This window comes from Pseudofrankia coriaricola (assembly GCF_001854805.1).
Taxonomy (GTDB): Bacteria; Actinomycetota; Actinomycetes; order Frankiales; family Frankiaceae; genus Pseudofrankia.
On sequence record NZ_MBLO01000213.1, the window covers coordinates 47737 to 69042 of the forward strand.

20 protein-coding genes are annotated in these 21306 nt (G+C 70.0%); 2 read left to right on the forward strand and 18 right to left on the reverse strand.

Going from position 1 to position 21306, the window contains the following annotated elements; all coding sequences use genetic code 11:
- Positions 1–36: 36 nt before the first annotated feature.
- Positions 37–1191, reverse strand: coding sequence for an aminotransferase class I/II-fold pyridoxal phosphate-dependent enzyme (locus tag BCD48_RS24370; RefSeq protein WP_071050700.1), 1155 nt, complete (start codon positions 1189–1191; stop codon positions 37–39).
- Positions 1188–1679 (reverse strand): Lrp/AsnC family transcriptional regulator, encoded by a 492-nt coding sequence (locus tag BCD48_RS24375; protein ID WP_071050701.1) that lies wholly within the window; start codon positions 1677–1679, stop codon positions 1188–1190. Before BCD48_RS24375 ends, BCD48_RS24370 begins: the two co-directional genes overlap by 4 nt.
- Positions 1680–2240: 561 nt before the next feature.
- Between BCD48_RS24375 and BCD48_RS24380 the strand changes: the two genes are divergently transcribed.
- On the forward strand, positions 2241–2765 hold the full coding sequence (locus tag BCD48_RS24380) for an SWIM zinc finger family protein (protein WP_071050702.1): 525 nt from the start codon (positions 2241–2243) through the stop codon (positions 2763–2765).
- Positions 2766–2837: 72 nt separating this feature from the next.
- Here BCD48_RS24380 and glmS read toward each other — a convergent pair whose 3' ends face one another.
- The 4 genes from glmS to rplM all read right to left on the reverse strand — a co-directional run bounded on the left by glmS (position 2838) and on the right by rplM (position 7886).
- Positions 2838–4817: a glutamine--fructose-6-phosphate transaminase (isomerizing) gene (glmS, locus tag BCD48_RS24385; protein ID WP_071050739.1), complete on the reverse strand. Its 1980-nt coding sequence runs from the start codon at positions 4815–4817 to the stop codon at positions 2838–2840.
- Positions 4818–4960: 143 nt separating this feature from the next.
- The gene (gene glmM / locus BCD48_RS24390) at positions 4961–6328 is read right to left on the reverse strand and encodes a phosphoglucosamine mutase (RefSeq protein WP_071050703.1); all 1368 of its coding nucleotides are present in this window, start codon (positions 6326–6328) and stop codon (positions 4961–4963) included.
- 490 nt (positions 6329–6818) lie between these two features.
- The gene (rpsI, locus tag BCD48_RS24395; RefSeq protein ID WP_071050704.1) at positions 6819–7226 is read right to left on the reverse strand and encodes a 30S ribosomal protein S9; all 408 of its coding nucleotides are present in this window, start codon (positions 7224–7226) and stop codon (positions 6819–6821) included.
- A gap of 216 nt (positions 7227–7442) precedes the next feature.
- Positions 7443–7886 carry a 50S ribosomal protein L13 gene (gene rplM / locus BCD48_RS24400; RefSeq protein WP_071050705.1) on the reverse strand — a complete coding sequence of 148 codons (444 nt, stop codon included), beginning with the start codon at positions 7884–7886 and terminating at the stop codon, positions 7443–7445.
- 300 nt (positions 7887–8186) lie between these two features.
- Here rplM and BCD48_RS24405 point away from each other — a divergent pair, with 300 nt between their 5' ends.
- On the forward strand, positions 8187–9788 hold the full coding sequence (locus tag BCD48_RS24405; protein ID WP_071050706.1) for a hypothetical protein: 1602 nt from the start codon (positions 8187–8189) through the stop codon (positions 9786–9788).
- A 25-nt stretch (positions 9789–9813) separates the two neighbouring features.
- On the opposite strand, the gene truA is transcribed toward BCD48_RS24405, so the two are convergent.
- The 12 genes from truA to rplO all read right to left on the reverse strand — a co-directional run bounded on the left by truA (position 9814) and on the right by rplO (position 21305).
- Positions 9814–10650, reverse strand: a complete 837-nt coding sequence (gene truA / locus BCD48_RS24410) for a tRNA pseudouridine(38-40) synthase TruA (protein ID WP_071050707.1) — start codon at positions 10648–10650, stop codon at positions 9814–9816.
- A 390-nt stretch (positions 10651–11040) separates the two neighbouring features.
- Positions 11041–11655: a 50S ribosomal protein L17 gene (rplQ, locus tag BCD48_RS24415; protein WP_071050708.1), complete on the reverse strand. Its 615-nt coding sequence runs from the start codon at positions 11653–11655 to the stop codon at positions 11041–11043.
- 495 nt (positions 11656–12150) lie between these two features.
- Positions 12151–13203 carry a DNA-directed RNA polymerase subunit alpha gene (locus BCD48_RS24420; RefSeq protein WP_071050709.1) on the reverse strand — a complete coding sequence of 351 codons (1053 nt, stop codon included), beginning with the start codon at positions 13201–13203 and terminating at the stop codon, positions 12151–12153.
- Positions 13204–13702: 499 nt separating this feature from the next.
- A complete protein-coding gene (gene rpsD / locus BCD48_RS24425) occupies positions 13703–14329 on the reverse strand; it encodes a 30S ribosomal protein S4 (RefSeq protein ID WP_071050710.1) in 627 nt (208 codons plus the stop codon).
- Positions 14330–14367: 38 nt separating this feature from the next.
- Complete coding sequence (gene rpsK, locus BCD48_RS24430; protein WP_071050711.1) at positions 14368–14778, reverse strand: 30S ribosomal protein S11; 411 nt, start codon at positions 14776–14778, stop codon at positions 14368–14370.
- Positions 14779–14946: 168 nt separating this feature from the next.
- The gene (gene rpsM / locus BCD48_RS24435; protein WP_071050712.1) at positions 14947–15327 is read right to left on the reverse strand and encodes a 30S ribosomal protein S13; all 381 of its coding nucleotides are present in this window, start codon (positions 15325–15327) and stop codon (positions 14947–14949) included.
- Positions 15328–15604: 277 nt separating this feature from the next.
- A complete protein-coding gene (gene rpmJ / locus BCD48_RS56840) occupies positions 15605–16009 on the reverse strand; it encodes a 50S ribosomal protein L36 (protein ID WP_491677169.1) in 405 nt (134 codons plus the stop codon).
- 31 nt (positions 16010–16040) lie between these two features.
- Complete coding sequence (gene infA / locus BCD48_RS24440) at positions 16041–16262, reverse strand: translation initiation factor IF-1 (RefSeq protein WP_006541558.1); 222 nt, start codon at positions 16260–16262, stop codon at positions 16041–16043.
- An 838-nt stretch (positions 16263–17100) separates the two neighbouring features.
- Positions 17101–17937: a type I methionyl aminopeptidase gene (gene map / locus BCD48_RS24445; RefSeq protein ID WP_071050713.1), complete on the reverse strand. Its 837-nt coding sequence runs from the start codon at positions 17935–17937 to the stop codon at positions 17101–17103.
- Positions 17938–18589: 652 nt separating this feature from the next.
- Positions 18590–19243 carry an adenylate kinase gene (locus tag BCD48_RS24450; RefSeq protein ID WP_071050714.1) on the reverse strand — a complete coding sequence of 218 codons (654 nt, stop codon included), beginning with the start codon at positions 19241–19243 and terminating at the stop codon, positions 18590–18592.
- A complete protein-coding gene (gene secY / locus BCD48_RS24455) occupies positions 19243–20535 on the reverse strand; it encodes a preprotein translocase subunit SecY (RefSeq protein WP_071050715.1) in 1293 nt (430 codons plus the stop codon). The genes BCD48_RS24450 and secY overlap by 1 nt, the downstream gene beginning before the upstream one ends.
- A 260-nt stretch (positions 20536–20795) precedes the next feature.
- Positions 20796–21305 carry a 50S ribosomal protein L15 gene (gene rplO, locus BCD48_RS24460; RefSeq protein WP_083419129.1) on the reverse strand — a complete coding sequence of 170 codons (510 nt, stop codon included), beginning with the start codon at positions 21303–21305 and terminating at the stop codon, positions 20796–20798.
- Position 21306 lies beyond the last annotated feature (1 nt).

Below are 21306 nucleotides of genomic sequence, written 5' to 3' on the forward strand. Positions count from 1 at the left end.
AGGGCGGTAGTCGCCACGACGGATGGCGGCCGTGATTCAGCGCAACGTGCTCAGAAAACGATCCATCCGTTCCAGGGCTTCCTCAATCAGCGGCAGGGCCGTCGCGTAGCAACAACGGACATGCCCCTCGCCTGAGGGACCGAAGACATGGCCGGGCACGACGGCCACCCGCTGCTCAACCAGCAACCGCTCCGCGAACTCGTCGGAGCTCAGTCCCGTCGACGCCACCGATGGGAACGCGTAAAAGGCGCCATGCGGTTCTTCGCAGCTCAGTCCTAGATCATTAAGGCCCTTCACGAAGAACCGTCGGCGGCGGTCGTAGTCGACCACCATCTCGGTCACCTCTTCACGGCCACCGCGCAGTGCCTCGAGAGCCGCCAGCTGCGACACGTGCGGGGCACACAGCATCGTGTACTGGTGGATGCGGCCCGCGAGCTCGACGATCTCGGCTGGCGCGCAGAGGTAGCCGACGCGCCACCCGGTCATGGCGTAGGCCTTCGAGAAGCCGCCGAGCAGGACGGTGCGGTCACGCGCGCCCGGCAGGCTGGGGACGCTGACATGGGGAACGCCGTAGACCAGCTGCTCGTAGATCTCGTCCGAGACGATGTAGAGATCATGGCGCACCGCGAGCTCGACCAGAGCGGTCAGCGAGTCGATGGTCTGGACCGCGCCCGTCGGATTGGCCGGGGACGCGACGAGGATCGCCTTCGTCCGCTCCGTCACAGCCGCCTCGATCGCGTCCACGTCGACCTGAAAGGCGGAGTCGGCGGACGGCACCAGCACCGGCACGCCCCCGGCGAACGAGACGCACGGACCGTACGCGACGTAGCAGGGCTCCGGGATGATGACCTCGTCGCCGGCGTCCAGCAGCGCGCGCAGCGCGATATCGAGGCCCTGAGAGACACCCGAGGTGATGAGGCACTCTCCGTCGGGCTGATAGCTCGCGCCGCACCGCCTCTCGAGGTCGAGGCAGACAGCCTCTCGGAGCTCGATCAGACCGGCATTCGACGTGTAGTTCGTGTAGCCGTGCTCGAATGCGTAGATGGCCGCTTCGCGAACATTCCACGGTGTCGTGAAGTCGGGTTCGCCGACGCCGAGCGAGATCACCGAGTCCATGTTGGCCGCGATGTCGAAGAATCGACGGATACCCGACGGCGGGCAGGCCGCCACGATCGAGTTCAGCGGTTTCATGGAATGACCGGGAGGCGACGGTCGGGCTCGGGATCAAGGAAGAGCTCGCCGTCGTCCTTGTACGTCTTCAGCACGAAGTGAGTCGACGTCGATCTCACTCGTTCGATCGTCGCGAGCTTCTGCGCGACGAAGTCCGCCACCGTGCGCATCGTGTTTCCCGACACGATGCACCGCAGGTCCTGGGTACCGGAGATCAAATATACTGCCCGCACGTCAGAGAACCGCGATATCCTGGCCGCGACATCGTCAAAGCCCACACCCCGCGACGGGGCGACGGAGACGTCGATCAGGGCCGTGACCGTGTCCGTGCCCTCGAGCTCCCGCAACTTGTCATGGTCGATGACCGTCTTGTAGCGACGGATCACACCGCTCTGCTCCCACGACGCGATCTGGGCACGAATCTGTTCGACTGGCAGACCCGTGAGATCGCTTATCCGCTCGGGGCTTGCCTGCGCGTCGGACCGCAGAATCTCCAACACTTCCAGCACCGGACCAGCGTACTCCGGAGCCCACGACGGCGGCCCACACGCGGGACGGCTGGCCATGGAGCACGGACGACCCCGCGCGCGGCCCGAGCTGGGCTTCGCGGACAGGGTCATCCGGCCATGGGCGACTGACCATGGAGGGCGCCGCCCAGGCCAGCCATCGAAGGTGCGCGTTTCTCAGCGCCCTGCCGGCCGCCCTCCGGCAGCCCCGGTCCCAACGATCCCCCAGACGGTGCGCCCCATCCGGCCCGCCCTGCTCTTAGGGACCTCCCATGGGCTCGGATGCCCAGCCGCGCGGCAGCCCGCGACGCCGTTCCATCGACCAGTAAGCGCAACTCGGCCACAACTGGTGACAGCGCATCGGCGCAGCACCAGCCCGACCACGTCGTCAGCCCGGTCCAAGCCCCACCACCGCCATATGCCAGGGCCCGGCACCACGCGAGGAGGGCGCCCAGCGCCCGACACGGGGCGAGCGCGCCTAGCGCCTCGCCCCGGCTCGAGATCGTGTCGCCGAACGAGTAACCCACGGAAACGGACCGTGCGGCAGGTGCGTAGGATTGGGCGGTGATCATCAGGGTTTCCGGGGACGGTCCGCACGACGAGGTCATCCTCACGCCGCTCGAGGCGGCCTTCACCGAGACCGCCTGCGCGGAGCTCGCGGGCGCCGAGACCTTCAGCCGCGGGGTCGGGCTCGCGCTCCTGGGCAGGGTCGCAGACCTGCGGATCCGGCCGAGCGACGCCTCCGGAACCGTCGATGACAGCCGCGAGTTCACCGTCAAGCTGTCGGTGGGCGAGGACGGGGCGCACCAGGACTGCACCTGCGAGCTCGCGTCCGCGACGGCGCTGTGCCAGCACGGTGTCGCGGTCGCGCTGGCCGCGACCGGCCTGATCCAGGCCGACGACGACGAGGACGACCAGGACGACTACGTGCGCGCCGCCGTCGGCGTGTTCCTGGAGAGCCTGCCCAAGGCAGAGCTCGTCGATCTCGTGCTCGGCCTCGCCGACGACAACGAGGAGCTCGCGGACGCCCTCTGGGACGAGACCGTCCGCTGGTACCACGACCGAGCCACCAGCGAAGCGGCCGACTAGCGACCAGCCCAGGTCGGGCCCGCGGCCGAGGGCCGCGGCCGGGCGCTCCGCGCCCGGCCGCGGGACCGCGCCTTACTCGACCGTGACCGACTTGGCCAGGTTTCGGGGCTGGTCGACGTCGAGGCCGCGAGCGAGCGCCAGCTCGCAGGCGAAGACCTGCAGCGGGATCGTCGTCACCAGGGGGGCGAACAGGGACGGTGTCGCTGGCACCCGGATCAGGTGGTCGGCGAACGGCTCGACCTGGTGGTCGCCCTCCTCGGCGATCACGATCATGCGGGCGCCGCGGGCGCGGACTTCCTGGATGTTCGAGACGATCTTGTCGTGCAGCACTGCCCGCCCGCGCGGCGACGGCACCACGACGACCACGGGCACGCCCTGCTCGACCAGGGCGATCGGCCCGTGCTTGAGCTCCCCGGCAGGGAAGCCCTCGGCGTGCATGTAGGCGAGCTCCTTGAGCTTGAGCGCGCCTTCCAGAGCCACCGGGTAGCCCACGTGCCGGCCCAGGAAGAGCACCGCCTTCGCGCCGGCCAGGCTGCGCGCGAGCTCGCGCACCGGGCCGACGGTGCTGAGCGTGCGGGCGACCAGGTCGGGCATCTTCTGCAGCTTCTCCACGTAGGCGCCGACCTCGTCGCCATAGAGCACACCGCGGGCCTGCGCGAGGTAGAGCCCGACGAGCAGGCAGGCGGCGACCTGGCCGAGGAACGTCTTGGTCGCGGCGACGCCGACCTCGGGGCCGCAGCGGGTGTAGAGCACCGCGTCGGACTCGCGTGGGATGGTCGACCCGTTGGTGTTGCAGATCGCCAGGACCCGGGCCTTCTGCTCGCGGGCGTGCTTGACGGCCATCAGCGTGTCGAGCGTCTCGCCGCTCTGGCTGATCGCCACCACGAGCGTCGAACGGTCCAGCACCGGGTCGCGGTAGCGGAACTCCGAGGCCATCTCGACCTCGCAGGGCAGCCTGGTCCAGTGCTCGATCGCGTACTTGGCGATCAGCCCGGCGTGGTAGGCGGTGCCGCAGGCAACGATGAACACCTTGTCGATGTCGCGGAAGTCCTCGCCGGAGAGACGTTCCTCGTCGAGGACGATCGCCCCGTCGGGCGACAGCCGCCCGCGCAGGGTGTCGGCGAGCACCGCCGGCTGCTCGCTGATCTCCTTGAGCATGAAGTACGGGTAGCCGCCCTTCTCGGCGGCGCTCGCGTCCCAGTCGACGTGGTACGGGCGGCCCTCGACCAGCTCACCGCTGAAGTCGATGACGCTCACACCGTCGCGGCGGGCCTCGACGATCTGGTCCTGCCCGATCTCCAGCGCGTCGCGGGTGTGCGCGATGAAGGCGGAGACGTCGCTGGCGAGGAACGTCTCGCCCTCGCCGAGCCCGATCACCAGCGGGCTGTTGCGCCGGGCGCCGACGACCACGTCCGGGAAGTCCCGGTGCAGCACCACCAGGGTGAACGCGCCGGACAGCCGCTGGCAGACCCGGCGCACCGCCTCGGTGAGCGGGTGGCGCCCGCCGTCGGCGCCCTCGGCCGCCGCGGCCATACCGTTGGAGCCCCGCGCCGACTGGCCGATGGCCAGCCTGCCAGCCGACGCGGCGAGGTTCGTCTCGCCCGAGCCCGGCCGGCCGAGTTCGGCCTCCAGCAGGTGCGCGACGACCTCGGTGTCGGTCTCGCTGACCAGCTCGTGCCCGGCGGCGAACAGCTCGGCGCGCAACGCGGTGAAGTTCTCGATGATGCCGTTGTGGATGACGCCGATGGCTCCGGTGCAGTCGGTGTGCGGGTGGGCGTTCACGTCCGTCGGGCCGCCGTGCGTCGCCCACCGGGTGTGGCCCATGCCGGTCGTGCCGGCCATGCTGTCGCCGACGACGGCGCCGTCGTCGCTCTCAGCGAGTGCTTTCTCGAGGTTGGCCAGCTTCCCGGCGCGGCGGACGACCCGCAGCGCGCCCGCGCCGACCACGGCGATTCCCGCCGAGTCGTACCCTCGGTATTCGAGCCGGCGCAGTCCACCGAGGGCGACCTCGAGAGCGGACTGCTCCCCCACGTAGCCGATGATCCCGCACATGCGGCTCAGCGTACGCAGCCTGGCCGCCGCCGCGCCGACGGACCCGCGAGTCTGCGAGCGGTTCCACGAACAGTCCGGACCAGAAGCGGCGAAGACCCCAGTCGTGTCCGTCACTTTTCTTACGGCTCCCGCCGCCATAGCCCCTAGGCGATGATCGCGAGTTCCCGTTCGACCGCTTCGGCGAGGTGGGTGGCGATCGCGCGGGCCTGGGCATCGGTGGGCGCCTCGACCATCACCCGCACCAGCGGCTCGGTGCCGGAAGGGCGAAGCAGCACCCGGCCCTCGTCGCCCAGTTCCGCCTCGGCGGCACGGACCGCGGCGGCGAGTCCGGGGGACGTCGACGCGCGGGCCCGGTCCACCCCGCGCACGTTGACCAGGATCTGCGGCAGCCGGGTCATCGTCTTGGCCAGCTCGCCGAGCGGCTGGCCGGTCTCGCGCATCCGCCCGAGCAGCACGAGCGCGGTGAGCAGGCCGTCGCCGGTGGTGGCGTGGCGCAGGAACACCACGTGGCCACTCTGCTCGCCTCCCAGCGCGATGCCCTGGCGGCGCATCTCGGCGAGGACGTACCGGTCGCCGACCGGGGTGGCGAGCACCTCGATCCCGGCCTCCCGCATAGCGTGGTGGAAGCCCAGGTTGGACATGACGGTCACGACCACCCGACGGTCGGCCAGCTCGCCGCGCTCGGCCAGCGCCAGCGCGCACACGGCCATGATCTGGTCGCCGTCGACGACCTCGCCCAGGGCGTCGACGGCGAGGCAGCGGTCCGCGTCGCCATCGTGCGCGATACCGACGTCCGCGCCGTGTTCCAGCACGGCGGCCCGCAGGCTGTCGAGGTGCGTGGCGCCTGAGCCGTCGTTGATCCGCTCGCCGTCGCCGTCGGCGTGCAGCGCGACGACCTCGGCGCCGGCGGCACGCAGCACCCGCGGCGCGAGCGCCGACGCGGCTCCCTGGGCGCAGTCGACGACGACCCGCAGGCCGCCGAGCCGGACTGGCAAGGTGGACAGCAGGTGCTCGACATAGCCGTCGACGACCTTGGCGATGTAGCCGGGCTCGTCGCGGACGCGCCCGACGGCGGCCCCGGTCGGGCGCCGCGCTGGCGGGGCCGCGAGCCGGGCCTCGATGGCGTCCTCGACCTCGTCGGGCAGCTTGTGCCCTTCCGCGGCGAACAGCTTGATCCCGTTGTCGGGCATGGGGTTGTGGCTGGCGGAGAGCATCACGCCGAGGTCCGCGCCGGTCGCGGCGACGATGTGCGCGACCGCCGGCGTCGGCACTACGCCGACGCGGACGACATCCGCGCCTCTGGACGCGAGCCCGGCGACGACCGCCGCCTCCAGGAACTCGCCCGACGGCCGGGTGTCGCGCCCGACCACCACCACGGGCCGGTCCGCGTCCGGCGCCCGGTGTTCCGTGAGTACCTCGACCGCTGACTCCGCCAGCCGCAGGGCCAGCTCCGCGGTCAGGTCCGCGTTGGCCACGCCACGAACGCCATCGGTACCGAACAGCCGCCCCATGGGGGTCCCCCAAAACCAGTCGCACATCGCCGAGCACCTTCAAGGACACCGGCGGCGCGCGGGCTGCCGCATCCGTGGCAGCGCCCGCGCCTCTCGCCGGCCCGTCCCGAAGCCCGGCCCGCCCCGTCGGGCCCTGACGTCAGGGCCCACGCTGGAACCGTGGGCGGAACCAGGCTCGCCACATCTTCGCCGACCTGGCTCCCGCTTCCTACCGAGCCCCGCCACGAGTCGCGTCACGCGGGCAGACCCGGTGGCAGGCATAGCAAAACCGCCCGTCGAGCGACGGGCGGTTTTGCCGTGCCTGTAGACCGTGCCGCCTGCGTCCCGGCCGATCCGCGCCCTGCCCGTCGAGCGAGACTCGGCGGGATCTGGGTGTCCTGTCGATCCCAGCCTCGAAACCGACGGGAACGAACCCTCGGAGCGAACACCCAGCAAGCGATATGGCCACAAGCCCGCCGAAGCGCCTCTCAGCGCGACGAACAGGCCGGGCTCAGCGCTTGCTGTACTGCGGGGCCTTGCGGGCCTTCTTGAGGCCGTACTTCTTGCGCTCCTTGACCCGGGAGTCGCGGGAGAGGAAGCCCGCCTTCTTCAGGGTCGGCCGGGACTCCTCCTCGGCGAGGAGGAGCGCCCGAGCCACCGCGAGCCGCAGCGCGCCGGCCTGGCCGGAGATGCCACCACCGTGCAGCAGGGCGACCACGTCGTACGTCTCGGCCCGGTCGAGAGCCTTCAGCGGCTCGTTGACCAGCTGCTGGTGCACCTTGTTCGGGAAGTAGTTCTCGAGGGTGCGCCCGTTGAGGGACCATTTCCCCGTGCCTGGCAGCAGGCGTACGCGGACAACGGCCTCCTTGCGGCGGCCGGTCGCCCGCGGGTTGCCCTGGACGTCGGTCACGACAGCCACGTCGCGTTCCTTCCTTACGATTGGTGGTCGCGCGAGGCGCGACATCGGGGGTCCGGGGTTCCGGGGATCCGCGCTAGCGGATCTCCGGGGGAGGTGCTCCCCCGGGCAGACATTGCGGCCCCCCGCGAAACTGACCGCGAGCGTTCCCCAACAGATCAGCTTCGCTGATCAGCGGGGACCCCTTCGGCGAACAGGGCAGGCCGGCTCGGTCCGCGGTTACTGCGCGACCTGGACGATTTCGAACGGCTGCGGCTGCTGCGCCTGGTGCGGATGCGTCGGACCCGCGTAGACCTTCAGCTTGCGCACCTGGGCGTGGCCGAGCTTGTTCTTCGGGAGCATGCCCCTGATGGCCTTCTCGACCAACAGCTGCGGCCGGGTGTCGAGGAGCTCACCGTAGCTGGTGCTACGCAGACCGCCCGGGTAGCCCGAGTGGCGGTGGTACTGCGACTGCTCCCGCTTCGCCCCCGACAGCGACACCTTGCCGGCGTTGATGATGATCACGAAGTCACCCGTGTCGAGGTGCGGGGCGTAGTACGCCTTGTGCTTGCCACGCAGCAGCTGGGCAGCCTGGCTCGCCAGCTTGCCGAGGACGACGTCGCTGGCGTCAATGACATGCCACGCACGCTGGACATCCGCGGGCTTGGGCTGGTACGTGCGCACAGATCTGCCTTCTTGGTCGGGACGACACTCGCGATATCCACCCGGGTCCGACCCAACTGGATCTGCCGCCCCGGCGGCGAGCGCGTCGAGAATGTGAGGAACGGACACGTCGACAGTCATGTCACGCGTCGCAGTCTTTGAGGTTACCAGGCTTCGGACATCTCCTGCCGGCGGCGTCTCCCGCGCCGCCCGTTCCGGTGCTCGATCCGGTGCTCGATGGCCGGCGCGAGCCATCGCCGGACATGTCCGGCAGCGGAACCGACGTCTGAATGATCAGAATCGTCAGCTACCGTCAGTCGAATGAGCGGCACGGATCCATGGCCGGACGCCGATCGGTACGACAGCGCGAGACCTGTCGGTCACGGCGGCGGGACCTACGACACGGCGGCCTCCGCGGACCAGAACCCGATGGGCGGGCCGTCGCCGCGCGGCGGCCGGGCCTCGCGGGACGCCCGGCGAGACAGGTGGGTGGCGTCTCAGGGCCACCAGGCTCCGCCCGGCGGCTGGACGCCGGGCGATGACCCGCTGTTCGGCCCGATGCCCTCAGGACCCACCACGGGCGGCCTGCCCAGGACGCCCGGCCGCTTCGGCGGCGACGCGGTCGCCGGCGGGGACCGTGCCAGGCCCGACGGACCGCGCGAAGCCGGCCCCGGCTTCGCCCGTGCCTGGCACAACCGCGGCGGCCTCCGCCGAGGCGACGAGGGCCAGGACGACCAGGCGAGCCTCGACGAGGGGTTCGCTGACGACGGGCCGGGCGGCGACGGCTTTGGAGACGACGGTTTCGATGAGGACGGCTTCGGTGACGAACCGTTCGCCAACGAGGAGTTCGACGGCGAGACAGCCTCGCGCGTAACCGGTTTCGACGAGGGTCATGACGAGGACGAAAACCCGTACGTCCGAACAGGCGGCGGGAGTCTCGGTGGTCGGTCCAGGACCGGCGGCCGGTTCGGCGCCCGTGGCGCGCGTTTCGCGGCCCAGCGCTCGTCGGACGGCCCGTCCGACGAGGACTCATATGGCGACGCGGATGAGCCGCGTGCCGAAGGGGCCGGCGGGAAGCCGCGGCGGAAGTGGCAGCTCCTGTTCATCGCGGCCGCTGTCCTGGCGGTGGCCGGCGTGACGTACCGGACGATGACGGGCTCCCAGGGCGATGACACCCCGGCGGCCCCGATTCCCACGGCCAAGGCGGTTCCCGCCGACTTCCTGAACTCCGCCGCGACGGATGCCGACCCCGTGACCGAGAACGAGTTCTTCCGGGACGCCACGGTCACAGCTGGAAGCCACACCTACACCAGGATCGCCCGCAAGCTCGACGCCGGCTGTCCCGACCTCACCGGCCAGCTCGGGAGCGCGCTCGACCACCCGGCCGCGCCGATGCCGGCCGCCGCCCCGACCCCCGGGCCCACCTCCGTGGCCGCCGCAGCGGCACCCGCCTCGTCGGCCGGGCCGGCGTCGGCCGGGCCGGCGTCGGCCGCGCCGCCCTCGGCGGCGCCCACGCTCACGGGGCCGGCCTGCCGCCAGGAGGTCCGGGCACTCTACCTCGGTGAGCCCGACAAGAACGGGCGGCGGCTGCTCGCCGGCGTGAGTGTCCTTGTCGTCGACAACGCCGACACCGCGAAGCAGACCGCCCAGATGCTCGGGACGCGCCAGGGCGGGGTGAGCCCGTTGCCGCTGCCCGACGGGGCGCTGCCCGGCGCGAAGATCACCGGGCCGAACGGTGACAACGAGCTGCGGGCCTCGTACCGGGACGGCCACTACGCGATCATGGTTCAGCTGGCCTACTCCGACGGGAGCCAGGGCGCGGCGAACGACAAGCAGCCATCCGACGCCGCCACCGCCCTGCACGCGCTGGCGAAGCAGCCGCTCGACGAGCGGATGCTGCTCGGCCGCGGCTACCGAGGCTGACCCCGCGCCCTCAGCCCCCGCGCCCTCAGCCCGACAGGGTCGGCGAGACGCGGAACGCGCGGGTGGCCTCCGCGCGGGCCGCCAGCGCGGAGTCGGGCGGGTAGCGCACCTCGACGAGCGTGAGCCCGTGCGCGGGGAGGACGGTGACGCCCGGGTCGCGCACGGCCCTGGCCAGCACGTGGGACACCCAGACGGGTGGGTGCCGCCCCTCACCGACGGCGACCAGGGCCCCGACGAGGGCCCGGACCATCGAGTGGCAGAAGGCGTCCGCCTCGACGTCGGCGATCACGACCCCGTCCGCGGCGCGGCGCACGTCCAGGCGCAGCAGGGTCCGGATGGTCGTCGCCCCCTCTCGCCGGCGGCAGAACGCGGCGAAGTCATGCTCGCCGAGCAGCACCAGGGCGGCCCGCCGCATCCCGTCGGCATCCAGCGGGCGCGGCCAGGCCAGCGTGTCGTGCCGGCGGAGCGGGTCGGCCCCGTAGGACGCATCGCTGATCCGGTAGGCATAGCGCCTGGACAAGGCCGAGAACCGGGCGTCGAACCCGCGTGGCGCCGGCGCCAGCCCCGTGATCCGGACCGCGCGGTCGAGCACCCCGTTGAGCCGGCGGGCAAGACCGCCGAGCGGGACCTCCGCGGGGATGTCGACGTGTGCCACCTGCCCGACGGCGTGCACCCCGGCGTCCGTCCGACCCGCGACGGTGAGCCGCACGGCGGGCAGCCGGGCCACCCGCATCAGGGCGTCCTCCACCTCACCCTGCAAGGTCCGCTGTCCCGGCTGGCGTGCCCACCCAGCGAAGAGCGTCCCGTCGTAGGCGATGTCAATCCGCAGCCGCTGGAGGCCGTCCGCACTGAGACTCGTCAAGGCGGCTCGTATCTCCTTGCTTCCCGCGCTTCCCGCGGCTGTCCGAATGATCCGCGTATCTATTGGCGCGCAGGACTCTGTGGACTTGGTGCCCGCATTGATCACAAACAGCTCGCCGGGACCTGGGAGGTGCTCATGGTCGCACCTTCGGCCGCTCTCTGTCAGCCGGGACCGCGTCCGCCAGCACTACCCGCACCCGGTGCCTACCCAGGGCCCCGCCTACCGGTCAGCGGGCACCGACGCGGGACGGGCGCGAAACGGCGAGAGCCCGTCTCCCTCGCGGGTGACGGGCTCCCAGAGCCGTCAAGGTTGGCCCCAGACGGGCTGCCCTGGTGCCAGGCCGTCCGCCAAGGACCCTGGCGGGCGGCCTGGCCGAGACGGCGGTCGCGCTCAGGCGTCCTTGGCGTCGCCCTCGGCCGTGTCCTCGGTCGTCTCTACCGTGGCGGGAGCCTCGGTCACCTCGGACTCGGCGGTCGTGGCTTCCGCGGTCTTGGCCTCCTCGGCCTCGACCGCGACGGCCGCCGCGGTCGGCGATTCCTTCGCCAGGTCGGCCGCGGCCTCGGCGGTCGCGCCCGTCGGCGCCTTGCGGTCGGCGAACTGGGTGCCGCGGGCACGCTCGGCCTCGGCGACGGCCGACTGACCGACGGTCAGCGCCTCGACGAGCTCGATGCGGGCCAGCTGGGCGTTGTCACCCTTGCGGAAACCAACCTTGGTGATGCGGGTGTAGCCACCGTTGCGGTTCTCGTAGCGCGGGCCGATCTCGGTGAACAGCTCGTGCACGACCGACTTGTCCCGGATGACTTGCATCACGTGCCGGCGAGCGTGCAGGTCGCCGCGCTTCGCGAAGGTGATCAGCCGCTCGGCGTATGGGCGTAGCCGCTTCGCCTTCGTCTCGGTCGTGGTGATCGCGCCGTGCTCGAACAGCGCGGTGGCCAGGTTCGCGAGCATCAACCGCTGGTGCGCCGGGCTACCACCGAGCCGAGCGCCCTTTGTCGGAGTGGGCATCGAGTTCCCTCGTTCCTTTCACGGTGCTGAGCACCCTCGAAAGACCTCCCGATGCGAGCCGGAAACCCGATCTCGCATCGTTCGGCCACGACCGGGACGGACATTCCACGGCCACCGGCTGTCTCCCGACGAACCGGCGACATCGGTCTGCCTGAGGCGAACGCACCGCCTCAGACGGACCGGGTCGGTCTGGTGTCCCGGCGCCCCGGTCGGCTCCGGAACACCATCCGACGTGGATCCCTGCGAACAGGTCTAGCTGGTGAAGCAGTTCTTGCTGCTTGCTGGTGGAGCTGGTCTTACTGGTGAAGCTGTACCCAAGGTCTTCGCGTAGTCAGGTGTGCCAGGACGCCGCGAGCGAAGCGACGCGGCGTCACTGGCACACCTGACGGAGCGAAGACCCGTTCGTGGCGGAGGACACGGGCCGGAGGTCCCGACCGGAGCGCTAGCGGAGGTCGGGGCCGGAGGCCCGTGCCCGGACGCCACGAACAAAGAGTTTCAGTACTGCTCGGTCTCGACGTACTCGGTGCCGTCCTCGTCCTGGCCCGCGGAGAACGGCGGGTTGTAGGTGTCGGTGCCGTAGGTGTCAACCGCCTGCCGCGGGTCGAACCCGGGCGGGGAGTCCTTCAGCTGCAGGCCCATGGCCCCCAGCTTGGTCTTCACCTCGTCGATCGACTTCTGGCCGAAGTTGCGGATGTCGAGCAGGTCCGCCTCGCTGCGTGAGACCAGCTCGCCGATCGTGTGGATGCCCTCGCGCTTGAGGCAGTTGTAGGAGCGGACGGTCAGGTCCATCTCCTCGATCGGCAGGGCGAGATCGGCGGCCAGCTGCGCGTCCTGCGCGGACGGGCCGATGTCGACGCCCTCCGCCTCGGCGTTGAGCTCCTGGGCCAGCCCGAACAGGCCGACCAGGGTCTTGCCGGCGCTCGCCATCGCGTCCCGCGGCGAGATCGACTGCTTGGTCTCGACGTCGACGATCAGCTTGTCGAAGTCGGTCCGCTGCTCGACACGGGTCGCCTCGACCTTGTAGGTGACCTTGAGCACCGGCGAGTAGATCGAGTCGATCGGGATGCGGCCGATCTCCTGGCCGGGCTGCTTGTTCTGCGCCGCGCTGACGTAGCCACGGCCGCGCTCGACGGTCAGCTCGATCTCGAGCTTGCCCTTGTCGTTGATGGTCGCCAGGTGCAGGTCGGGGTTGTGCACCTCGACACCCGCCGGCGGCGCGATGTCCGCCGCGGTGACCTCACCGGGGCCCTGCTTGCGCAGGTACATCACCGTCGGCTCGTCGTTGTCCGAGCTGACGACCAGTTCCTTGAGGTTCAGGATCAGGTCGGTGACGTCTTCCTTGACTCCGGGAACCGTCGAGAACTCGTGCAGCACGCCGTCGATCCGGATGCTCGTCACCGCCGCGCCCGGAATGGACGACAGCAGGGTGCGACGCAGCGAGTTGCCGAGGGTGTAGCCGAAGCCAGGCTCCAGCGGCTCGATCACGAACCGGGACCGGAACTCGGCGATCGGCTCCTCAGCCAGAGTGGGACGCTGAGCGATCAGCATGTGCTACTTCCTTCCAACCACGACGCCCGCCATATGACGCCGTGCAAGTGCTCCCCTCGGAGCCGTCCAGCGGCTCCGAAGGAGCGGCAGCGGGGTACGGCCTCTGTCCGCCCGCCCCACCGTCTCGCGCGTCGCGGCCATACCACGACGCGCCGCCTTCCATTGTGCTCCTGCCCCGACCCGCCAACCGGGCCGACCCGGAACACAGCCATGGCCGCCGGGTCCCCCCGACGGCCGATGACCACTCAAACCAAGCTTTCACCACAACCAGGGAGCCCGGGCCATGCCCACCAACCTGGTACGGCGTGGCCCCGGGGCGCCCCGGCCGAAGCTAACGGCCCCAGGCTCCCCGGCAGCCACCGCCAACGCGACCAAGCTCCCAACCCCCGACCAGCACGGGCCCCGGACATACCCAGGAACCCGGAACCACGCTGGGGAGGGCGCTCAGCGCCCGACGGCAATCGGCGACCGGGCGCTCCGCGCCCGTTGAGCCGATGCCTTACTTGGAGTAGAGCTCGACGATCAGCTGCTCCTGGACCTGGGTGTCGATGGCGGCCCGAGCCGGCAGCGAGTGAATCAGGATCCGCATCTGGCTGGAGATCACCTCGAGCCAGCCGGGAACGGTCCGCTGACCGGCGGTCTCCCGCGCGATGATGAACGGGGTGAGCTCCCGCGCCTTCGGCGCGATCTCGACGATGTCGCTCTCGCTGACCCGATAGCTGGGGATGTCCACCTTGTGGCCGTTCACCTGCACGTGTCCGTGCCGCACCGCCTGGCGGGCAGCGTCCCGGGACGGGGCGAACCCCGCGCGGTAGATCACGTTGTCCAGCCGCGACTCGAGGATCTTCAGCAGCTCGTCACCGGTCTTGCCGGTGCGGCGGTTCGCCTCGTCGTAGTAGCCGCGGAACTGCTTCTCCAGGATGCCGTAGATCCGCGCGCACTTCTGCTTCTCGCGCTTCTGGAGCAGGTACTCGGAGTCCTTGGTGCGCCCACGGCCGTGCTCACCCGGCGGGTAGGGCCGGATCTCGATCGGGCACTTCGGCGACTCACACTTGCTGCCCTTGAGGAACAGCTTGGTCTTCTCGCGACGGCAACGCTTGCAGTCCGGGCCGACGTAACGGGCCATTCGTCCTTCTTCTCTCTGTCTCGTCCGGCTCGGACTGGTCAGACCCGGCGCCGCTTCGGCGGGCGGCAGCCGTTGTGCGGAGTGGGGGTGACGTCCTGGATCGTGCCGACCTCGAGGCCCGCCGCCTGCAGCGACCGGATCGCGGTCTCCCGGCCGGAGCCTGGGCCCTTCACGAACACGTCCACCTTGCGCATGCCGTGCTCCTGCGCCTTGCGCGCCGCGTTCTCGGCGGCCATCTGCGCGGCGTACGGCGTCGACTTACGGGAGCCCTTGAAGCCGACATGGCCGGCGGAAGCCCAGGAGATCACGTTCCCGGTGGGGTCCGTGATCGAGACGATCGTGTTGTTGAACGTGCTCTTGATGTGGGCGTGCCCATGAGCGACGTTCTTCTTTTCCTTGCGGCGTACCTTCTTGACGCCGGCGCCGCCGGCGCGAGTCTTGGGAGGCATGTGCTGTCGTGGTCTCCGTCTGCGAGGTCGTCGGTCGGCCCGGATGAGCGCCGCCCTGGCCCGGCCAGGGTCCTGAGGTGTCCCGCGGGGTCAGAACGAGCCGCCGTGAAGCCGACCAGAAGCCGGCGAGAAGGCGGCCCGCCCCGGTTGGGGCGGCGCGACCGGTGACTACTTCTTGCCGGGCTTCTTCTTGCCGGCGATGGCACGGCGCGGGCCCTTGCGGGTGCGGGCGTTGGTGTGCGTCCGCTGGCCGTGCACGGGGAGGTTGCGCCGGTGCCGGAGACCCTGGTAGCAGCCGATCTCCATCTTGCGCCGGATGTCCTGCTTGATCTCTCGCTGCAGGTCGCCCTCGACGCGGTAGTTCGCGTCGATCCAGTCACGCAGCTTGACGACCTCGTCTTCGGTGAGGTCGCGGACCCGGGTGTCCGGGTTGACCCCGGTAGCCACCAGGGTCGCCTTGGAGCGGGTGCGCCCGATCCCGAAGATGTAGGTCAGGCCGATCTCGACCCGCTTCTCGCGGGGCAGGTCAACGCCCGAAAGGCGTGCCATGAAGGTGGTTCCTTCCTGCTTCGGAGGTATCTGGGCGTCGCCTCCCCCATCGGCTCTGTGACCGACTAGGCCCCGGCCTCCGACCGGGGGTTGCGACGCGGGCTGCCGGCCGCGCGTTCCGCGCGAACGGCCCCACCGCGCCCTGACGACGCTTCTACTCGATGAGCCTTCTCAGAAGATCTCACCAAGGGCAAGGACGAGCTTACTCCCCACCCGACCGGCTCTCCCGCACCGTGCCACGCAGGCTCCGGTCATCCACCCAGCGGACAGGTGTGACTCAGCCCTGGCGCTGCTTGTGGCGAAGATTGTCGCAGATGACCATCACGCGCCCGTGACGGCGAATGACCTTGCACTTGTCACAGATCTTCTTGACGCTCGGCTTAACCTTCACGGCTGCCGCTACCTCCCGCGCGCAGCCGCGGGCCGCGCATAGGTGACGATGTGGAACGTTGCGCCCGCCTGATCGAGCGGAACTCGACCTCGGGGGCCCGGGACCAGGGGGTACCCACCGATCCGCGCCAGCGGACCTGTGGTGAGGTGCCTCCTGAAACACTTGTGCGGCCTGGCAAAGCTGACCACCGGTCAGCGACCAAGCGTACTCGCCTCGCGGCTCGGCTTGACCATCGCCGCCGCCGCTACCTCCCGCGTGCGGCAGCGGGCCGCGCGCGAGCGGGAAACGCACCCGCTCGGAGGGAGGATGCCTCCGATGCGGCCTACTTGTAGCGGTAGACGATGCGTCCGCGGGACAGGTCGTAGGGCGACAGTTCGACCACCACCCGGTCCTCCGGAAGAATCCGGATGTAGTGCTGGCGCATCTTGCCGCTGATATGGGCGAGAACGCGGTGCCCGTTCTGGAGCTCCACCCTGAACATCGCGTTCGGAAGCGGCTCCACTACCCGGCCCTCGATCTCGATGGCCCCGTCCTTCTTCGGCATGTCCTCCACTGTCCTGACGTCTGCAACCAACGGAATCCGGGGATGTCCCCCGGACCAATATCCCGGGCCCCCGGGGAAGCCGGCCTCGGCCGGCAACCATGGCGGGCGCCGTGGTAGCCCCTGCAACCACGCCCGATCAGGAACGCCCAGCACCACCAGCCGACGGCGACTGGGCGATCAAGAGATCCGCCCGTCGCGGTCGCGGTACGCGATCCGCACTGATAACCACTCGCACCCGTGGTCACCCAGACGGCGGCCATCCACGCGAACGATCAGGCGAACCTGCGCCACGGCACAACAGATCGATGGACGTGAGAGACCACCGCCTTGTAAGTCTACGCGCCGCCTTCGTCAAGGGCTAATCGAGCTGACTGCGTTGATGGTTCGCTCCGTGCTCTGTCTCTGGTTCGCTCCGTGCGGGCACGGCGCTCCGGCCCCGTACTCGCTTCGCTCCCACGGGACCTCCGCGCCGTGTCCTCCTCCGCTCACGTGCGCTACGGCGACCTCCGCTGCGGCCCAACCACTTCGCTTCGCTCGTGGCCGGGCCTCCGCGGAGGCACGCCTCCGCGCCCAGCTCGGTTGCGTCCCGCTGTGACGTCACCAACCCGAAGCCGCAGCGTTCGCGGGGGCACATCGCTTCGCTTCGCTCGTGGCCGGGCCTCCGCGGAGGCGCACCTCCGCGCCAGCTCGGGTGCGTCACGCTTGAACGGTGCGAGACCAGGTCCGGCCTGATGCGGGACCCACATCGCTTCGCTCGTGGTCGGGCCTCCGCGCCAGTTCGGTCGCGTACCTTCGTGCCTGCTTGGGCGCGAAGAGGGCGGTCCCGGCCGGCGTGGGCTCAGGTGGACGCCCCGGCCGGCTGACCGCAGGCGACTCCGAGCGTCGCGAGTTTGGCGGCGCCGCCGTCATGGGCGGTCAGGACCCACGGGCCGCGCGGCGTGATGGCGACGGTGTGCTCGGTGTGCGCGGCCAGGGAACCGTCGACGGTCGAGACCGTCCAGTCGTCCGCGAGCACCATCGTGTCCGGCGAACCCATCGTGATCATCGGCTCGATCGCGAGCGCCAGCCCCGCCACCAGCTTGATCCCGCGGCCCGGCCGACCATGGTTGAGGATGTGCGGCGGCTGGTGCATCTCGGTACCTATGCCGTGACCGCCGTAGTTGTCCACGATGCCGTAGCCGGACGGGCGGATGTGCTGCTCGACCGCCGAGGAGATGTCGGTAAGCCGGCCGCCGAGCTGGGCCGCGGCAAGCCCGCGCCACAGCGACTCCTCACAGACCCGGATCATGTCGAGCACCTCGGGCGCTACCTTGCCGACCGGCACGGTGATCGCCGCGTCGCCGTGCCAGCCGTCGACGATGGCGCCGCAGTCGATCGAGATGATGTCGCCGTCGCGCAGCACCCGACGCTTGTTCGGGATCGCGTGCACCACCTCGTCGTTGACCGAGCTGCAGATCGACGCCGGGTACGGCGGGTGGGCGTAGCCCTTGAAGGAGGGGATGCCGCCGCCGGCGCGGATGGTGCGCTCGGCGACCGCGTCCAGGTCGGCCGTCGTCGCGCCTGGCACCGCGGCCTCGCGCAGCCGGTCAAGCGTCTGCGCGACCAGCAGGCCGGCGATCCGCATCTTGGCGATCTCGGCCGCCGTCTTGATCTGGACGTGTTCTCGTCGCGCCATGCTCAGCCCCGGTCTCGCCTCTCGATGCTGCCTCCGCCGACCCCGCCCGTGGAGCGAAGGCGCTCACCACCCGAACTGCCCAGCACACCCGACGTACTCAGCAACCCGACCATAAGCCCACCGAGCGGGAACCTCGCGCCGGGACCGGGCGGTTCGTCCAGATTCACCCGGTTTGTCCCATCACGCGATGCGGCCCATTCAGAAGACCATAGCCCGCCACGTGCGGATGGGCGCCGAATAGATCTTGTCTACCCCGACGCAGTGTCTCTGGTCCGCTCCGTCCGGGCGCCGCACTCCGGCCCCTTCCTTGCTTCGCTGCGGAAGGGACCTCCGCGCGGCCGGGGTTCCTGCCGGATCCGGGGTTCCTGCTCGATCGGCGAAGCCGATCGGGGAGGTCTGGGAGCTTGCGGAGCCGATCTGGGAGGTCCGCTCCTCCGCGGACGTGCCCTCCGGCGACCTCCGCTGCGGCCCAACCACCTTCACGACCTCCGAAATCGGCTTCGCCGATTCCGCAGGGACCCCGTCGCTCGGTGGCCGGGCCTCCGCGGAGGCACGCCTCCGGGCCAGCGCGGCTGCGTTGCGCTTGAACGTTGCGAACCGGGGATGCTGGGGGAGCTACATATCTCCTGGGCTGTAGCTCAATTCGTCACGTTCAAGCGCCGTGGTGACGCAGCGCGTCCAAGGCTCGCTCAGTGACGTTGTCGACCGGGCCGGTGGCGTCAATACCGATCAGCACCCCGCGCTCCGCGTAGTAGGCCACGAGCGGGGACGTCTGCTCGGCATAGACCTCGAGACGGTGCCGGACGGTCCCCGGGCGGTCGTCGTCCCGCTGGAACAGCTCGCCGTTGCAGCGGTCGCAGACGTCCTCGACGGTCGGCGGGTCGAAGTCGACGTGCCAGATGTGCCCACACGAGCGGCAGGTACGCCGTCCAGACAGTCGCCGGACGACCTCGTCGTCGTCGACGACGAGCTCGAGCACCACGTCCAGCTGGGTGCCCATGGTGTCGAGCATCCCGCCGAGAACCTCGGCCTGGGGGACATTGCGCGGGAACCCATCGAGCAGGAAGCCCTTGACGGCGTCGTCCTCGGCCAGGCGGTTGCGGACCATGCCGATCGTGATCTCGTCGGGGACGAGGTCGCCGGCGTCCATGTAGTTCTTCGCCGCGACACCCAGCTCCGTGCCTTCTCGGACGTTCGCACGGAAGATATCACCGGTGGAGATCTTGGGGATCGACCGCGCCGTCGCGATGAACGCGGCCTGCGTGCCCTTGCCTGCTCCCGGTGGTCCGACCAGTACGAGGCGCACTACCGGAGGAAGCCTTCGTAGTTGCGGAGCATGAGCTGGCTCTCGATCTGCTTCACGGTTTCCAGTCCCACCCCCACCATGATCAGCACCGACGTCCCGGCGAAGGGGAAGGGCTGGTCCTTCGTCAGGTTCAGCAACGCGAGCGGAAGAACGGTGATCACCCCCAGGAACAACGAGCCCGGCAGGGTGATCCGGGAGAGGACGTGATCAAGGTACTCGGCCGTCGGCCGGCCGGGCCGGATACCCGGGATGAACCCGCCGTACTTCTTCATGTTGTCGGAGACCTCGGTCGGGTTGAACGTGATCGCGACGTAGAAGTACGTGAAGAAGATGATGAGCAGGCCGTAGGTAGCCAGGTAGAGCGGATGGTCACCTCGAGAGAGGTAACGGGACTCGAAGTCCTGGAAGCCCTGGTTGTTCCACACCTGCCCAACCAGCTGCGGCAGCTGCAGCAGCGAGGAGGCGAAGATGACCGGGATGATGCCGGCCTGGTTCACCTTGATCGGGAGGTAGGTCGAGGTCCCGCCGTACATGCGCCGACCGATGAGCCGTTTGGCGTACTGCACCGGGATGCGTCGCTGGGACTGCTCGACGAAGATGACGAAGACCACGATCGCGAGGCCCAGCAGGCAGACCAGGGTGAAGACGACACCCCCGGCGACCTGGAGGATGGCGGTGCCCTGCGAGGGCAGCCGCGCCGCGATCGAGGTGAAGATCAGCAGCGACATACCGTTACCGATACCGCGGGCCGTGATCAGCTCGCCGAGCCACATGATGACGCCGACGCCCGCGGTCATTGTGATCACCAAGGTGGCGATCCGGAACAGGCTCGTATCCGGGATGACGGCCGCGTCGCAGCCGGGGAACAGCCGGCCGCTGCGGGCCAGCGCGATGATGCCAGTCGCCTGCAGGATGCCGAGCGCGATGGTCAGGTAGCGCGTGTACTGGGTGATCTTCTGTTCACCCGCGCTGCCTTCCTTCTTCAGTTGCTCGAGCCGCGGGATGACTACGACGAGAAGCTGAAGAATGATGCTCGACGTGATGTACGGCATGATGCCGAGCGCAAAGATCGAAAGCTGCAGCAGAGCGCCACCGCTGAACAGGTTGATCAGCGAGTAGACGTTGCTCGCGCCCGTGCTCGCCGTGCTCAGGCAGGTGTTCACGGCCCTGGTGGACACCCCGGGTGCCGGCATGACACTGCCGATCCGGAACAGGATCACGATCCCGAACGTGAACAGCAGCTTCTTGCGCAGGTCCGGCGTGCGGAAGGCCCGCGTGAAGGCGGTGAGCACGGCTCCTCCTGCCGGGGGGAAGGACGCGAACAGCCACGGCGCCTGGTCCGCGTGGCGGGTATCCGGTGGATCGTCCGGACGCCGTGAGGCGACTGTAACAGCCCCGGAGGCTCACGAGTCCCGACATGACATCGGCTGACGCCCGTCGGGCACCCCTGGTCCTCTCGGGCCCACCGGGCGACCGACGCCGTGAGGATGAACGGCGCCCAAGCCCAGTGTCCACCGAAAGGGGACGGGCGTGTGCACGCCCGTCCCCGAACTCACACTTCGGTAACGCTCCCGCCAGCGGCGAGGATCTTCTCGCGTGCGGACCCGGAGAACGCGTGCGCACTCACCCGCAGCGCGACACCCAGCTCGCCGTCACCCAGCACCTTCACGAGCGCGTTCTTGCGGACCGCGCCCGCGCCGACGAGCGCCTCGACGGTCACCTCGCCGCCCTCGGGGAACAGCTCCGCGAGGGCGGCGACGTTCACCACCTGGTACTCGACGCGGAATCGGTTCTTGAAGCCCTTGAGCTTCGGCACCCGCATGTGCAGGGGCATCTGGCCACCCTCGAAGGTGGCCGGGACCTGCTTGCGGGCCTTGGAGCCCTTGGTACCGCGGCCGGCGGTCTTGCCCTTCGACCCCTCACCGCGCCCGACCCGCATCTTGGGCCGGTTCGCGCCCGGAGCCGGCCGCAGGTGGTGGATCTTGAGCGCGCGCCCGCGCTCGCCGCCCGCGGTCTTGGCCGTGCTGGCTTCAGCGGTGGCGTCCTTGGTCAGTTCCGCCATG

Coding starts and splice junctions, on each gene's coding strand:
- BCD48_RS24370 (WP_071050700.1), bottom strand. CDS start 1,191: ATGAAACCGCTGAACTCGATCGTGGCGGCCTGCCCGCCGTCGGGTATC.
- glmS (WP_071050739.1), bottom strand. CDS start 4,817: ATGTGCGGGATCATCGGCTACGTGGGGGAGCAGTCCGCTCTCGAGGTC.
- glmM (WP_071050703.1), bottom strand. CDS start 6,328: ATGGGGCGGCTGTTCGGTACCGATGGCGTTCGTGGCGTGGCCAACGCG.
- BCD48_RS24405 (WP_071050706.1), top strand. CDS start 8,187: ATGAGCGGCACGGATCCATGGCCGGACGCCGATCGGTACGACAGCGCG.
- rplQ (WP_071050708.1), bottom strand. CDS start 11,655: ATGCCCACTCCGACAAAGGGCGCTCGGCTCGGTGGTAGCCCGGCGCAC.
- BCD48_RS24420 (WP_071050709.1), bottom strand. CDS start 13,203: ATGCTGATCGCTCAGCGTCCCACTCTGGCTGAGGAGCCGATCGCCGAG.
- rpsD (WP_071050710.1), bottom strand. CDS start 14,329: ATGGCCCGTTACGTCGGCCCGGACTGCAAGCGTTGCCGTCGCGAGAAG.
- rpsK (WP_071050711.1), bottom strand. CDS start 14,778: ATGCCTCCCAAGACTCGCGCCGGCGGCGCCGGCGTCAAGAAGGTACGC.
- rpsM (WP_071050712.1), bottom strand. CDS start 15,327: ATGGCACGCCTTTCGGGCGTTGACCTGCCCCGCGAGAAGCGGGTCGAG.
- infA (WP_006541558.1), bottom strand. CDS start 16,262: ATGCCGAAGAAGGACGGGGCCATCGAGATCGAGGGCCGGGTAGTGGAG.
- map (WP_071050713.1), bottom strand. CDS start 17,937: ATGGCGCGACGAGAACACGTCCAGATCAAGACGGCGGCCGAGATCGCC.
- rplO (WP_083419129.1), bottom strand. CDS start 21,305: ATGGCGGAACTGACCAAGGACGCCACCGCTGAAGCCAGCACGGCCAAG.